This is a genomic window from Pseudomonas sp. BNK-15 (assembly GCF_047456105.1).
GTDB classification, from domain to species: domain Bacteria; phylum Pseudomonadota; class Gammaproteobacteria; order Pseudomonadales; family Pseudomonadaceae; genus Aquipseudomonas; species Aquipseudomonas putida_E.
This window is the reverse complement of sequence record NZ_CP179898.1, coordinates 1,100,145-1,113,951: the sequence shown is the minus strand read 5'-3', so window position 1 is coordinate 1,113,951 and position 13,807 is coordinate 1,100,145. Positions and strand designations below refer to the sequence as shown.

At 64.0% G+C, this 13,807-nt stretch carries 10 protein-coding genes and 1 tRNA gene; 5 read left to right on the top strand and 6 right to left on the bottom strand.

Going from position 1 to position 13,807, the window contains the following annotated elements:
* Window positions 1-20: 20 nt before the first annotated feature.
* Genes mksF through mksB form a run of 3 tightly spaced genes read right to left on the bottom strand, consistent with a single transcriptional unit; the run spans window position 21 to window position 4,823 of the window.
* Complete coding sequence (gene mksF, locus ACMGF5_RS05040; protein ID WP_115273842.1) at window positions 21-2,852, bottom strand: Mks condensin complex protein MksF; 2,832 nt, start codon at window positions 2,850-2,852, stop codon at window positions 21-23.
* Window positions 2,849-3,556: an Mks condensin complex protein MksE gene (gene mksE, locus ACMGF5_RS05035; RefSeq protein ID WP_046784590.1), complete on the bottom strand. Its 708-nt coding sequence runs from the start codon at window positions 3,554-3,556 to the stop codon at window positions 2,849-2,851. The genes mksF and mksE overlap by 4 nt, the downstream gene beginning before the upstream one ends.
* Window positions 3,546-4,823, bottom strand: a complete 1,278-nt coding sequence (gene mksB, locus ACMGF5_RS05030) for an Mks condensin complex protein MksB (protein ID WP_012316293.1) — start codon at window positions 4,821-4,823, stop codon at window positions 3,546-3,548. Before mksB ends, mksE begins: the two co-directional genes overlap by 11 nt.
* Window positions 4,824-5,043: 220 nt before the next feature.
* Here mksB and ACMGF5_RS05025 point away from each other — a divergent pair, with 220 nt between their 5' ends.
* The 3 genes from ACMGF5_RS05025 (at window position 5,044) to ACMGF5_RS05015 (ending at window position 6,975) form a co-directional block, all read left to right on the top strand.
* A complete protein-coding gene (locus tag ACMGF5_RS05025; protein ID WP_046784589.1) occupies window positions 5,044-5,832 on the top strand; it encodes a hypothetical protein in 789 nt (262 codons plus the stop codon).
* Window positions 5,829-6,284, top strand: coding sequence for a ribosomal protein S18-alanine N-acetyltransferase (gene rimI, locus ACMGF5_RS05020; protein ID WP_012316291.1), 456 nt, complete (start codon window positions 5,829-5,831; stop codon window positions 6,282-6,284). Before ACMGF5_RS05025 ends, rimI begins: the two co-directional genes overlap by 4 nt.
* A gap of 106 nt (window positions 6,285-6,390) precedes the next feature.
* Complete coding sequence (locus ACMGF5_RS05015; RefSeq protein WP_281870027.1) at window positions 6,391-6,975, top strand: D-Ala-D-Ala carboxypeptidase family metallohydrolase; 585 nt, start codon at window positions 6,391-6,393, stop codon at window positions 6,973-6,975.
* A 204-nt stretch (window positions 6,976-7,179) separates the two neighbouring features.
* On the opposite strand, the gene ACMGF5_RS05010 is transcribed toward ACMGF5_RS05015, so the two are convergent.
* Together ACMGF5_RS05010 and ACMGF5_RS05005 are read right to left on the bottom strand one after the other, a co-directional pair.
* Window positions 7,180-7,256 (bottom strand) — tRNA-Met (locus tag ACMGF5_RS05010).
* A gap of 95 nt (window positions 7,257-7,351) precedes the next feature.
* Window positions 7,352-8,284 carry a FecR family protein gene (locus tag ACMGF5_RS05005; protein WP_080952056.1) on the bottom strand — a complete coding sequence of 311 codons (933 nt, stop codon included), beginning with the start codon at window positions 8,282-8,284 and terminating at the stop codon, window positions 7,352-7,354.
* A 180-nt stretch (window positions 8,285-8,464) separates the two neighbouring features.
* On the opposite strand from ACMGF5_RS05005, the gene ACMGF5_RS05000 reads away from it, so the two are divergent.
* Both ACMGF5_RS05000 and ACMGF5_RS04995 read left to right on the top strand, forming a co-directional pair.
* Window positions 8,465-9,676, top strand: coding sequence for an MFS transporter (locus ACMGF5_RS05000; RefSeq protein WP_115273844.1), 1,212 nt, complete (start codon window positions 8,465-8,467; stop codon window positions 9,674-9,676).
* 371 nt (window positions 9,677-10,047) lie between these two features.
* On the top strand, window positions 10,048-11,208 hold the full coding sequence (locus tag ACMGF5_RS04995; RefSeq protein WP_281870031.1) for an MFS transporter: 1,161 nt from the start codon (window positions 10,048-10,050) through the stop codon (window positions 11,206-11,208).
* 95 nt (window positions 11,209-11,303) lie between these two features.
* On the opposite strand, the gene ACMGF5_RS04990 is transcribed toward ACMGF5_RS04995, so the two are convergent.
* Entirely contained in the window at window positions 11,304-13,778 is a 2,475-nt protein-coding gene (locus ACMGF5_RS04990; RefSeq protein WP_414157607.1) for a TonB-dependent siderophore receptor, read from the bottom strand.
* Between the last annotated feature and the right edge of the window lie 29 nt (window positions 13,779-13,807).

The window sequence follows — 13,807 nt, the reverse complement described above, 5'->3', positions numbered from 1 at the left end:
CGCAAAGCGGCCCCAGTTCCTCAGGCCAGCTCTTCGGCCTGATCCTCGCGCACGATCGCTTTCTCCACATCACGTCGGCTGATGTACTTCCAGTCCGCCTCGTCGATATAGATGCCATTCGGCCCGCTACCGCCTTCCAGGTCGATCGCCACATGCGCCGATACCTGTGGCTTCACGCTCGCCAGAATCGGCACGAAGCCCAGCTGCAGGCTGGTCTCCAGCAGTGCGGCCTGGTTGCGCTCGTCGATGTCCGCCGCTTCGTCGAGGTAGTAAGGCAGGCGGATGCGCCCGGCCAGGTCGCGGTCCATCAAGTGCAGCAACAGGTACATGTTGGTCAGCGCCTTGATGGTCATGGTGGTGCCGTTGGAAGCGGCGCCGTCGATGTCGGCGTGGATCACCGGCTGGCTGTTGATCTTGGTGATCTCGAAAGCCAGTTCGAACAGGTCTTTGAGGCCCAGCTGGTTGTGGTTGGCCGCCACCAGCCGTGCCAGGTATTCCTTGGCTTCTTCGTTCTTGTGATCCTGCTCCGAATTCTGAGTCAGGTCGAACACCGACAAGGTCTCGCCTTCCTCGTACTGGCCGGCGCTGTGGATGATCTGGTCGATGTGCTTGAGCGCTTCCTTGTTCGGCGCCAGTACCACGCGGAAGCTCTGCAGGTTGGAAACCTGGCGCTTGTTGATCTCGCGGTTGAACAGGGCCAGCTGGTGTTCGAGGCTGTCGTAGTCGCTGCGGATGTTGCGCAGGGTGCGGGCGATGTCGGTGACTGCCGCGCGGCGCGCCTTGGCCAGGGTCAGGGCCTCGTCGGTGCGGTGCGCATAGGCATTGACCAGCAGTTGCAGGCGCCGCTCCATGTCGTCTTCGCTGTCGAACTTGGCCACGCCCTTGAGGCGTACCTGGGCGTACAGCGCCTCGATCTGGTTGTCGACGCGCTGCAGGCCCTGCCAGCTGTCCTGGTAATCGTTGAGCAGGGGCAACAGGTTGTCCATGGAGTCGTCGACCGCTTCCATGAACGGCGTGCCGAACGGCAGGTCGGCAGGCAGCAGCTGGCGACGGCGCAAGGCGTCTTCCAGGGTGCGCTGCTTGGCTTCCAGGTCGGCGATCTGGCGGCCGACCAGCTGCAGCTTGGCCGACAGTTGCTGGACGCGCTCGGTGAACGCATCGCTGGAGCGCTTGAGTTCGTCCTGGGCCGCCTCCAGTTGCGCCAGCTGCTCCATCTTCTCCGGCTCTTCAGCCGCCAGGGTTTCGCTGCGACGGTAGTCCTCCAGGGCCTTCTGCGCATCCAGCACCTGTTGGTACAGGGCTTCGGTCTGCGCTTTGGAAGCGGTACGGTCGGCGGCCACCGATTGCTGGGTCTTGAGCTGCTTGAGCTCGCGCTCCAGGCGGTCCTTCTGGTCGCGCAGGGCGGCGCGGTCGGCCAGGGCTTGCAGGGCCGGTGGGTCGATGTGCGAAAGGTCGATGGAAATGCCTGGGGCCTCGAAGCGCTCGCCCTTGAAGCCATCGAGCACCGCTTCCAGCGATTTCACCCACAGGTCGCTATCGTCCAGTTCGATACCGCGCTCGCCCAGCGGCAGGCTGAACAGTGCGCCGTTGAACAGGCGCATCAGGCGGTCGACGTCTGCCTGCGAAAACTCTTCGCGCAGGCGGGCGTAGCTGTTGTTGTCGGCGTGGTCGAGCTGCTGCTTGACCTGCTTGAGGCGCTTTTCCAGGTCGCGCACACGCTCGTCGAGGTCCTCGGCAGAGAACTGCCGCGACTGGGCCAGGGCGCCAGCCAGTTCGTCGTGGGCATCCTTGGCGGCCAGCAACTGCTGCTCCAGCACTTTGACGTCATCAACCAGGGCGAAGCGGTGCTTGAGTACCGACAGCTCGCCGAGCCAGCGCTGGATACCGGTGATTTCACGCTCCAGGCGCATCAGCTCCTGGGTGCCGCCACGCTGGTCGTTCTGCAGGCGGTCCTGCTCGCCCCGGTAGTGCTCGGCCTGGATTACCAGCTCTTCCTTGCGCGCCATGGCGTATTCCTGCCAGGTGCCCAGCAGGTTGTCGAGCAGTGGCGAGAGGCGGTGCAGCTTGCCGCGCAGGATGTCGCGCTGGGCCACACCGCCGGCCAGGGCTTCGACCAGGGGGCCGGCGGCAACCAGGGCGTTGTAGTCCTGCTCCATGCGGCGTACGTCGCGGAAGGCTTCTTCGCAGGCGGCGATGTAGTCGACGCTGCCCGAGCGCAGGCTGTGCTCGAACGCGTCGAGGAACAGCTGTTTGAGCTTGGCGGCGGTGATTTCGCGCATGTGCAGCAGGTTGATGAACAGTGCGCGGAAGGTTTTCAGGCTCTGCTCGCTGGTCGAGCGCAGCGGGATCATGGTCAGGTCCAGCGGCACCGAGGTGTGGCCGCCGACCAGCAACCGGCGCAGTTCGTCCGGCTTGAGCTCGTAGGCTTTGAGGCCCAGGCGCTCGAGGTTGGTGAACAGCTCTTTCTGGCGCAGGCAGGTGTCGTTCTTCTGGTAGTGATCCAGGTCCAGTTCACCCTTGTAGGCAAAGAACTGGTGGCCGAAACCGCCGCCCGGCCCGCGACCGACCACGCCGATCACGTGGGGGCCGTGGGGCAGGTTCAGTTCGCAGAGGATGTACGAGGTGTCGCTGGCGAAGTAGAAACGGCGCGATTGCTCCAGGCTGTACTTGCCGAAGCTCATGTCGGACATGCGCGCCAGGATCGGGAACTGCAGGGCGTTGATCGAGGCGGACTTGCCCAGGTTGTTGGCGCCGTAGACCGACAGCGGGTGCTCCAGCGGGAACAGGCCCAGGCTGTAGCCGGCGGTGTTGAGCAATGCGAAGCGGCGGATGCCGTAGCGTTCCTGGCTCATGCGTCAATCTCCTGTTGCTCTTCGCGGATGGCCCGGGCCAGGGCCTCTTCTTCGCTTTCTTCGCCCTCGAACGGGGTGAGGTCGAGCGGGTCGTCGGTGCGGGCCAGTGCTTCGGGGCTTTCTTCCTCGACCAGCACCGGCGTTGGCAGCGGCAGGTCGCTGTGCAGGCTGGCGGCCAGGTCGCGGTCCTGCTGCACCGACAGGCACACATCGAGGAAACGGTGCATCGGCGGCAGGAAGCGGTAGATCCCGCCTTCTTCGTGGGCGAAGCCGAGCTGGGTCATGCGGCGCATGATCTTTTCTTCCAGCTCGTCGACAGTCTGCACTTCAGCCTGCAGGAACAGGTCACGGTATTTTTCCAGGAGCGAGGGCAGCTCGTCGCGCCCGATGCTGCCGCCGTCGAGCACCGCCATCGGGTCGCGGCCCTGGTCGGCCAGGTGTTCGACCAGGATGAAGGTGAACAGCGACAGGCGTTGGGCGGTCTTGTTGACCTGCGCGGCGGCCTGCTCGGGGACGAAGTAATAGAAGCCGCGGGTATCGCACACCAGCTCGAAGCCCAAAGCCTTGAACAGGGTGCGGTACTGGTCCTGGAAGTTCGACAGCTGGGCGTACAGCTCCGGGTCGCGGCGGCTGACGTGGAACCCTTTGAACAGCTCGCGGAAGATCGGCGCGAGCTGGGACAGTTCGGAAAGATCAAGATGCATTGGCTGGGCTCGCGTTGGTTTCAGGTTGCGCTTCGCGGCTGGATGTCAGGGCGAACGAGCGCAGGCTGACCAGGTGTTCGTGGGTGGTGTACTCGCGGCGTTCGAGGCGTTCGCGCTTGAAACGCTTCTCACGCGACAGGCGCGAGAACCAGTACAACAGTTCGTCGGTGGCGCCTTCGGGCTCCTGGTCCAGCAGCCAGACCATCAGGTCAGGCAGTGGCAGGGCATCCTCGCAGCGTTCGAGCATTTCCTTGACCGTGCGTGGCGCGCGCGGCAGCGGGCCAGTCTGGGTCTTGTGCGCCTTGGGGAACTTGGCCGGTTTCGGCTCGAAGCGGGCGAGGGCATAGACGTACGCCTCGACCTGGCTGGCGCTACCCAGGAAGGTACTCTGCGGCCGGGTGAACAATGGCATGGCGGCCTGCGGCACGGCGTCGATACCCTTGCGCCGGATCACCGACAGGGCCAGGGCGGCGCCGCGGGTCACGGCATTGTGCCGGCGCGCTTCTTCGCGCAGCGGCAGCAGCAGTTCACGGGCGTGGCGCAGGGTCAGCTGGGCGCTGGTCTGCATCTCGAGGATGCGCGCATGGGTGCGCAGCAGCATGTCGTCGTCGACCAGGTGGCCCAGGCGCGCCTGTTCGCCGAGCAGTTTCAGCAGCACGGTCTCGACCTTGCGCACGCCCTGTTCGAAGGCGCCGTCGGCATTGACCAGCTGGATCATCGGCTCGACGTATTCGTCCCAGGTCGCCAGGACTTCGGCATAACGCTGGCGTAGCGGGATCTGGCGGTTGCTGGTCTTGGCCCGTTCGGCCACGGCGACCAGCGCCTGTTCGTCGTTGTCGAGCTTTTTCAGCACGTCGCGCACGCGCATGTCGAGCAGGCGCAGCTGGCGCGCCAGGTCATCGCTGTCGCGGTTGTCGAAGGCATCCTGAATGTGCCCGGCAAGGCGCTCCAGGTGGCGCAGGTAGGCCTCGATCTCCAGGCACAGGCCCAGGCGGTGCTCGCGGCGCAGGTAGGCGAGGAAGTCGTGGATCTGGGCGTTGAGCTCGAAACGGTTCGGGCTCTTGGCCACCGGGACCAGGATATCCAGGCGGATCCACACGTCGAGCAGCTGGGTGATGTCCTGCGGCGTGCTTTCCACTTGCTGGCGGCCCAGCTGCTGGCGCAGTTCGACCAGGCTCAGGGTGCCTTGGTCGAAACGCTCGCACAGCGGCTCGATGAGGGCCCAGTGTTCGGCTAGGGCGCGCAGGACGCGCTTGGGTTCGATCATTGGCGTCTACTCGTTGCCAAGTAAAAAGGGGGCGATTGTACTGCATCCGGGGGGGAGGATTTCACCCCTTGGTCTGTAATGAGGGATAACCCCGGATTGGCTGGGGGTTTCCCTGGCCCCTCGGCGGTACAGGCAGCAATTTTCTGCCGACCAGTTGCGGCGCTCGGCAGCCAACAGCGTTAGAATGCCCGATTGTTCAAGCCCCCCGGATACCCGTGCCTTGCTGACCGAGTCCCGCCGCCGCGCCTACCTTTCCGCCATGCAAGTGGTGCATTGGCTGCCGCGCGCCGAACTGCCGTTCGCTGCGCCGTCGCGGCCCGAGCTGCTGTTGCCGCAGGTTCCGGTCGAGCACGCCGCGTTCGAGGTCAGGCCTTCGCCAGCCCCTGCCAACGAAGCGCCGGTCGCACCCCAGGCGCGCTCCGGCGAACGGCCGAAAATCGAAATTCCGCGCCCGGGCAACACGCCAAAGCCCGCCGCCAAACCGGTCGAGGCCGAGGAACAAGCCCCTGCGCCACGCCCGGCCCCCGTGCCGCCACCGCGTTTTTCGCTGCAACTGCTGCGCGCCGGCAACTGCCTGCTGCTGGTGGAGTTGGCCACCGGCCAACCCTTCCAGAGCCGCGACCCATCCTACCTGCTGCTCAAGGACATGCTGCGCGCCGCAGGCCTGCCAGATGCCCCGCAGATCATCGGCGAGCCGGTGCGCTGGCCGCTGCTGGTGCGTGGCAACATGGACCAGGGGCCGGATGCCGCGCGTGATTTCGTCCAGGGTTTCATCCAGGCGCGCCTTGAAGAAGCCCCTTGTACCTGCCTTTGGCTGATCGGCATGCCGGCCTTGCGCTTTGCCGCCAATACCGACGCCCAGGCCTATTACCAAGTACTCAAGCTCGACGGCCTGGGCGATGCCTGGGCCTTGCCGGGCCTTGAACTGTTGATGGACGAGCCGCAGCGCAAGGCGGACGTCTGGAAAGCGATGCGCCAGCTGATGGCGCGCTGGAAGAGCGTTGAATGAGTGAATCGATCAGTTTCCGCCCCATGACCGAGGCGGATCTGGATGCCGTGCTTAAGATCGAATATGCCGCGTTCAGCCATCCCTGGACCCGCGGGATTTTCCAGGATGCGCTCAAGTCCTACGAAGTGTGGTTGATGTTCGATGGTCAGCAGCAGGTCGGCCATGGTGTGATCAACGTGATCATCGACGAAGCGCACCTGCTGAACATTACCGTCAAGCCGGAGAACCAGGGGCGTGGCCTGGGTTTGCGCTTGCTCGAGCACCTGATGGCTCGGGCCTATCAGCTCAATGGGCGCGAGTGTTTCCTGGAGGTGCGGGCCAGCAACCAGTCGGCCTATCGCTTGTATGAGCGGTACGGCTTCAACGAGATCGGCCGTCGGCGTGATTACTACCCGGTGGCTGGCGGGCGCGAGGATGCGCTGGTGATGGCTTGTACGTTGCTCGAAGACTGACTTTCAATCCTTCCTGCTCTGTTGCCAGTAATTTGTGCATGCTTAACTCCTTGTAATGGCCGCCCCGATGGGCGGCCGTGCTCATGCTGGGGCAGAAGGAGCGGGGATGAGAAGGACGAAATGGCTGCTGATGGCCGCAAGCGTGATGCTGGGTGGCGTGGCTCAGGCCGATGAGCGTGACCTGTGGATGTTCGCGCAATGGGCCGGGGATCATCACACCCGCCCTTTTCGGGAGATGCTGGTGGACGCCCGCCTGTATGGCGTGGTGCCGATTCATCAATTGCTGCGCTCGGCGTCGGACTGGCGGCTGTGCAAGGCTTCACCGTTTGCCGTGCCGCCGCCTGGCAACTGGCCGGCGGTGCGCTCTACGCTGGCGCTGATCAATACGCTGGAAAAGCAAGGCATCCTGCGCCAGTTCGAAGTGGTCTCCGCCTACCGTGACCCCGGCTTGAACAGGTGCGCAGGTGGGGCCGCGGGCAGTGCCCATACCCGTGCCTTCGCAGTCGATATCCTCCTGCCGGCCTGGGCCGACCCCAACCCGTTGTGCCGCTTCTGGCGGCAGCATGGCCAGGCCTGGGGCATGGGGCTGGGGCGCTACCCGACAGGCCGCATCCATATCGATACCGCGGGTTATCGCACCTGGGGCGGTGATGGCAGTGCGGCGTCGTCGTTCTGCAGCAAGCCCAGGTGAGCGAGGCCCATTACCCAATCGGCAAAGCGTTGGCGCTTGCCGCCGTCATCTAGCGGCTGGTCGACCGCCTGATTGGTGTAGCGCTGATAGGGCTCGGCTTGGCAGTGGCGGTGTCGGGGGTGCGCTGAAAGCGATAGAGAAGGGTGCAAACTTTTTTGCAGACAAAAGAAAAGGGCCTACCTCGCGGTAAGCCCTTTTCAAGTTTGGTGGCTACACAGGGACTTGAACCCCGGACCCCAGCATTATGAATGCTATGCTCTAACCAACTGAGCTATGTAGCCGATGGCGCGCATTATTCCCTTGTGATGCCCCTGTGTCAACACTCATTTCAAAAAAAATTTGCACGCTTTCAAAAACTTAGCCGCCCAGCCTGTTTTCAGCGCACGATCAGCCATTGACCGAGAATGCTGTACACCTGCAGGCGCTGCTCGGCAATCAGGGCGTCGAGGGTTTCTCCGGCGCGGTCGAGGTTGAAGTCGCCACTTACCCGCCGATCAGCCACCTGTTCGTCCATCATCCATACGCGGCGGCCCTGGTAGCTGGCCAGGCGTTCGATGACTTGGCCCAACGGCATGTCGATGGCGCGCAGGTGGCCGCTGCGCCAGGCGTTCGCGTTTTTGACATCGACCTTCTGCACGGGGTTGATCCGGGCATCGGTGAAGGTCACCCGCTCACCCGCCGACACCATGCGCTGGTCGCTACCCTGGGCGATCATGGCCTTGCCATTGAGCACCACCAGTTCGTCATGCCCGGCATGGCGCCCCACCATCAGGCGAGTGCCGAATACCTGGATACGCGCATCGTCCACCTGCAGTTCAAGGGCGCGGCCGTCGAGCATCACGTGCAGCTCGACCTGGCCCTGCACAACCTGCAGCAGGCGGGTACGCCCGCGCAGGTCGGCATTCAGTGCACTCGCGCTGTCCAGGTGCAGGGTTGAGCCATCGGCCAGGCGTACGCTGCGCCGCTCGCCAGCGCCAGTGTGCAGCTCGCTGCCCAGGCGCTGCATCAGTGGCCAATACAGGTACGCCAACACGGCCAGCGCCAGCAGGAACAGCAATGCCAGCCCTTTGCCGAGGTGGCTGCGTCGCACGGTGACCTGGCGCGGGCGAGGCCGTGCCGGTGGCGCTTGCAATTGCTGCCAGCAGGCTTCGAGCTCGGCGTAGGCATGGGCATTGAGCGGGGCCTGGCACCAGCGGGCGAAGGCCTGGCGTTCCCGGTCATCGCAGCCTGGTTGGCGCAGGCGGGAGAACCACGCCAGTGCTTCCTGTTGGGCGTCGGCCTGAATCTGCGTGGCGGGCATCGGGCTCATGCTGAAATGTGCTCGCTAAAGGGCGTTTGCGCCCAACAATTGCGGGGGATTAGGTGTGAGGATGCTAAATATATTGAGAACCATTTGCAAGTACGCAGTAATAGAGGGATAAAAAGGTAGCTATGTATCCATTTGTTTCCTGATAATCGGATCCCAAACCTGCGGACGGAACTCAAGCTCATGGCCATCAGCAGCACCTCCACCGCCAGCACCGGTTCGGCAAGCCAAGCCAACCCACTGGTGATGCGCATCATCGCCTTCTGCGCGCTGGCGCACCTGATCAATGACCTCATCCAGTCGGTGCTGCCGGCGATCTACCCCATGCTCAAGGCCAATTACGACCTGAGCTTCACCCAGATCGGCCTGATCACACTGACCTTCCAGATAACGGCGTCGCTGCTGCAGCCCTGGGTCGGCTTCTTCACCGACCGCCGGCCGACACCGAACCTGTTGCCGCTCGGCACCCTGTGCACGTTGGTAGGTATCGTCATGCTGGCCTTCGTCGGCAGCTTCCCGATGATCTTGCTGGCTTCTGCGCTGGTGGGTATCGGCTCGTCGACCTTCCACCCGGAGACCTCGCGGATTGCGCGGCTGGCCTCAGGTGGGCGTTTCGGCCTGGCGCAGTCGACCTTTCAGGTCGGTGGCAACGCAGGCTCGGCCTTCGGCCCGCTGCTGGCGGCAGCCATCGTCATCCCGTTCGGCCAGACCCATGTAGCCTGGTTCGGCGTGGCTGGCCTGCTGTTCTTTGCCGTGACCCTGATGCTGCGCCGCTGGTACACCGAGCATCTCAACCAGGCCAAGGCGCGCAAGGTGGTGCAGGCCACCCATGGCATCTCGCGCAAGCGTGTGATCGCGGCGTTGGTCGTGCTGGGCCTGCTGGTGTTCTCCAAGTACTTCTACATGGCCAGCTTCACCAGCTACTTCACCTTCTATCTGATCGAGAAGTTCGACCTGTCGGTGGCCAGCTCGCAACTGCACCTGTTCCTGTTCCTTGGCGCGGTCGCGGCCGGCACCTTCTTTGGTGGCCCGATCGGTGACCGCATCGGGCGCAAGGCGGTCATCTGGTTCTCGATCCTTGGTGTGGCGCCGTTCACCCTGGCGCTGCCGTACGCCGATCTGTTCTGGACCACCGTGCTGAGCGTGGTCATCGGCTTCATTCTGGCGTCGGCGTTCTCGGCGATCGTGGTGTACGCCCAGGAGCTGGTACCGGGCAGTGTGGGCATGATTGCCGGGGTCTTCTTCGGGCTGATGTTCGGCTTTGGCGGGATTGGCGCAGCGCTGCTGGGGTACGTTGCGGATTTGCGCGGTATCGAGTACGTGTATGGCGTGTGTTCGTTCCTGCCGTTGTTCGGCCTGTTGGCCGTGTTTCTGCCCAATACCGGTAAGCGCTGACAGCGTAGGGGCTGCTTTGCAGCCCAATCGCCGGCAAGCCGGTGCCATGGACCGCAGCGGCTGAATCGCCGGCAATTGACGGCTCAGCCTGGCTTGGCCTAGAGTGCCGCCTCTTTTCCCCAACCTGCGTAGTAGCCAAAGCAATGTGCCGTACCCAGTCCCTACCACACGCCCGCCAGCCTGCCCTCCAGGCCATGCGTCGCGCGTGGCCGAGCGATACGGTGCTCAAGCGTCGCCGCAGTGTGCTGTTTGCCTTTACCTTCTCGCCACACCTCGCCCTGAACTGACCTGCGCTCCTGCGTCGTCCGCCGTCCCGGCGTGCGCCTGGGCGCCTGTATCTGCGCGTCTTTTCAGTTTGCTGGGAGTGGTACATGAACATGCGTTTGCTGGCGGGCCTTCTGTTCGCCGTGTCTGTGGTCGGCTTCAGCCTGGGGGCCAGCCTGCCGCTGGTGTCGTTGCGTCTGCATGAGGCCGGTGCCGGCACCTTGCAGATCGGCATCATCTCGGCCATCCCCGCTGCGGGGATGATGCTTTCGGCGTTCATGGTCGACGCCTGTTGCCGGTACCTGACCCGGCGCACCATCTACCTGCTTTGCTTCAGCCTGTGCACCGTGAGCATCGCCTTGCTGGAATGGGCATTCGATTCGGTCTGGATGCTGGCCCTGCTGCGCCTGGGCCTGGGTATCGGCATGGGCATCGCGATCATCTTGGGCGAGTCATGGGTCAACGAACTGTGCCCCGATCACAACCGCGGCAAGATCATGGCGCTTTACGCCACCAGCTTCACCGGCTTCCAGGTACTCGGCCCGGCGATGCTCGCAGTGATTGGCGCCAACAGCCCGTGGATCACCGGTGTGGTGACCTTCTGTTATGGCCTGGCGCTGCTGTGCATTGTGCTGACCGTACCCAACGATCATGTGGAGCATGGTGAAGAAGGCGAGAAAAGCTTCGGCCTGGCGGGCTTCTTCCGCGTCGCCCCGGCGTTGTGCGTGGCTGTGCTGTTCTTCTCCTTCTTCGATGCGGTCGTGCTGTCGTTGCTGCCGGTGTATGCCACCAGCCATGGTTTTGCCGTGGGCGTGGCGGCGCTGATGGTGACGGTGGTGTTCGCCGGTGACATGGTTTTCCAGTTGCCGTTGGGCTGGCTGGCCGACCGGGTCGAGCGCACCGGGCTGCACCTGGTGTGCGGGCTGGTGGCGATGGCGATCGGTGTTGCCTTGCCATGGCTGCTGGACATGGCCTGGCTGCTATGGCCGCTGCTGGTGGTGCTTGGCGCTGTGGCAGGGGGTATCTATACCTTGGCGCTGGTGCTGATCGGGCAGCGTTTCAAGGGCCAGGACCTGGTCACCGCCAATGCCAGCGTTGGCCTTTTGTGGGGCGTGGGCAGCCTGGTCGGGCCGCTGGTCAGCGGCGCGGCGATGGATGTGGCGCCGCATGGGCTGCCGATGGCGCTGGCGATCATGGCGGGGCTGTTCGTGTGCTTTGCCCGGCAGTCGTACCGGCGGGCCGGTAAGCTGCGGGCAGTGGCGGACTGAGGATTGTTGTTGCCAGTGCTGGCCCTATTGCCGGCAAGCCGGCTCCTACAGGTGCACCTGAGGCCTTGAGGGTAGTGGGGGCCTGGCAGCCTGGGTCAGAAGCTGCCGCGCAAGGTCACTGACACATTGCGCGGGTCACCCCAGTAATACCCGGTCGGCGTCGGCGCCACCTGGCGGTAGTACTTCTTGTCGAAGATATTGTTGGCATTGAGCTGCAACGAGTAATGCTCGTTGAACCGGTAATTGACCATCGCGTTATACACCGCATACCCCGCCTGCGTGGCCTCGGCGCTGCCGCTGCGGTTGTAGATGTCGCTCTGCGCCTGCACGCCGCCGCCAACCGTCCACGCTTGCAGCTCGCCCGGCAGGCGATAGCTGGTGAACAGGCGCAGCATGCGCTTGGGGTCGGTGGTGCGGATGGCGTTGCCGGTGTTGCTGATGGTGTCCTTGAGTTGCTTGGTGGTGTTGTAGGTGTAGCCACCGGTCACGTTCCAGCCTGGCAATACTTCGCCGGAAATCTCCAGCTCGAAGCCTTGGCTGCGGTTCTTGCCAGCAGCCACCTTGCAATAGCCCGAGGTGTAGTTGGGCGGGCAGGGGTTGGGGCCGCTCAGGTCATCCAGGGCGTTGCCCACCTGGTAGATGCGGAAGAACGCCAGCGAGGTGTTCAGCCGCCCCTCGTAGAACTCGCCTTTGATTCCGGTCTCGTAAGCTTCGCCTGTGGTGGGCTCCAGCACCGAGCCGCTGACGTCGGTGGCGGTCTGCGGGTTGAAGATTTCGGTGTAGCTGGCGTAGGTGCTGAAGTTATCGTTGAGGTCGTAGATCAGCGCCGCATACGGCACGATCTTGTTGTCGACGCTGAACTTGCCGTTCGACTTGACGTTGTTTTCCTGCTCGTAGTCATACCAGTTGGCCCGCGCCCCGATGATTGCCGTGAGCGGGTCTGCCAGGGAAATGCGCCAGGTGGCGTAGGCCGCTTCCTGGGTGGTGCGCGTGCGCACCGGATGGGCGGTGATGTTGATGCCCGGTTCGGCCAGGCTGGTCTTTGGGTCCCACTCGCGGATGTCGAAAACACCGGAGGATACGAAGTTGGTGGCCGAGGCGTAGGAGTCATTGCGAATGCGCTCGACACCCAGCATCAGGTCATGGCTGCGCCCGAGCAGCTCGAACGGCCCGTTGAGGGTGGCGCTCAGGTTGTTCTGCAGGCTCTCGCCGCCGTCGCCCTCGGTAACCTGATAGTTCATCAGGTAGGGGTTGTTGCTTGGGTTGGCAGCGCCGCTGGCGCGGGTGAAGTAGGTCTGCTTGAAACCGTGGTCATCCAGCTCGAAGTGCGTGCGCTGGGCCATCAGCTTGAGGGACCAGTCGTTGTCGAAACGGTGTTCGAGCTCGGCAAAGGTCTGCAGGTTGCTGCGGTCCCAGCGGTTCCAGTCGGCACCCAGGTAAGTGCTGCGGCCAAACGGCAGGGGCGAGCCATCATAGTCGGCGGGCAGGTTGCCCCAGGCGCCGGTGGCATCGAGCTTGGTCCACTCAAGGCCTGTGGTCAGGGTGGTGCTTTCATTCAGATCGAAGGCCAGCACACCGTAGAACACCTCTTTGCGCTCCTGGCGCGAGTCCTGGAAATGGTCCTTGTCATCGTGCACGGCGATCACCCGGCCTCGCACGTTGCCGGTTTCTGTCAGCGGGCCGGAGATATCGGCGACATAACGCTGGGCATCCCAGGAGCCGAGGGTGACGCTGCCTTCGCCCTGGAATTCGTGCGTCGGGCGTTTGCGCACCAGGTTCACGGTGCCTGACGGGTTACCCGCGCCGCGGATCATGCCGGTGGCCCCGCGCAAGATCTCGGCCCGGTCGATGATGGCCGAATCGCTCTGGATGAATGAGCCTCCGCCGCTGCCCTGCACCACGGTGGCGCCATCGTACTGGATGGCATCGATCGCATAGCCGCGCGAGTAGTACTGCACGCGTTCGCTGTCGGTGAGGTTCACCACCACACCAGGCGTCTGCTCCAGCAGGTTGGTCAGGTTGGTGATGTTCTGGTCGTCGATGCGCTGGCGGGTGACCACGGTCACCGACTGCGGGGTGTGGCGAATGCTCTGTGCGGTCTTGCCGATGGTGACCGCACCGGTCGTGTAAGAGCCGCTGTGCTCGGTGGTTTCGCCCAGGCGATCGCTGGAAATGCTGGTGGCACCCAGTTGCAGTGCGCCACCGGCGTCCAGTGCGGGTATCAGCAGAAAGCTGTTATCGCCTTCCTGTTGCACTTGCACATCGCTGCCCATCAGCACGAGGGTCAGTGCTTGGGCCGGCTCATGGCGGCCCTGCACGCCCTGGGTGGTCTTGCCCTGCAGGCTGTTCGCATCGAACGACAGGCTCAGGCCGCCTTGCCGGGCCAACTGGTCCAGTGCCGGGGCCAGAGGGCCTGCGGGGATGCTCCAGTCGATTTGCCGGTGCTGGTTGGCGGGTGCAGCCGCGACCTGTGCGGGCAGTGCCAAGGCGCTGCCCAGGCCGAGGCCGAACACAGCGGCGCGCACGGCATGGCGCAGCCTGTCGTTGCGGGGGGAACACGGGTGGATCATGGACCGCTCCTGAAGGTTTCGTAGACCAC

What these genes read in the sequence shown, in the direction of transcription:
- mksF (WP_115273842.1), bottom strand. Translation starts at nt 2,852, where the DNA reads ATGAGCCAGGAACGCTACGGCATCCGCCGCTTCGCATTGCTCAACACC.
- mksE (WP_046784590.1), bottom strand. Translation starts at nt 3,556, where the DNA reads ATGCATCTTGATCTTTCCGAACTGTCCCAGCTCGCGCCGATCTTCCGC.
- mksB (WP_012316293.1), bottom strand. Translation starts at nt 4,823, where the DNA reads ATGATCGAACCCAAGCGCGTCCTGCGCGCCCTAGCCGAACACTGGGCC.
- rimI (WP_012316291.1), top strand. Translation starts at nt 5,829, where the DNA reads ATGAGTGAATCGATCAGTTTCCGCCCCATGACCGAGGCGGATCTGGAT.
- ACMGF5_RS05015 (WP_281870027.1), top strand. Translation starts at nt 6,391, where the DNA reads ATGAGAAGGACGAAATGGCTGCTGATGGCCGCAAGCGTGATGCTGGGT.
- ACMGF5_RS05005 (WP_080952056.1), bottom strand. Translation starts at nt 8,284, where the DNA reads ATGAGCCCGATGCCCGCCACGCAGATTCAGGCCGACGCCCAACAGGAA.
- ACMGF5_RS05000 (WP_115273844.1), top strand. Translation starts at nt 8,465, where the DNA reads ATGGCCATCAGCAGCACCTCCACCGCCAGCACCGGTTCGGCAAGCCAA.
- ACMGF5_RS04995 (WP_281870031.1), top strand. Translation starts at nt 10,048, where the DNA reads ATGAACATGCGTTTGCTGGCGGGCCTTCTGTTCGCCGTGTCTGTGGTC.
- ACMGF5_RS04990 (WP_414157607.1), bottom strand. Translation starts at nt 13,778, where the DNA reads ATGATCCACCCGTGTTCCCCCCGCAACGACAGGCTGCGCCATGCCGTG.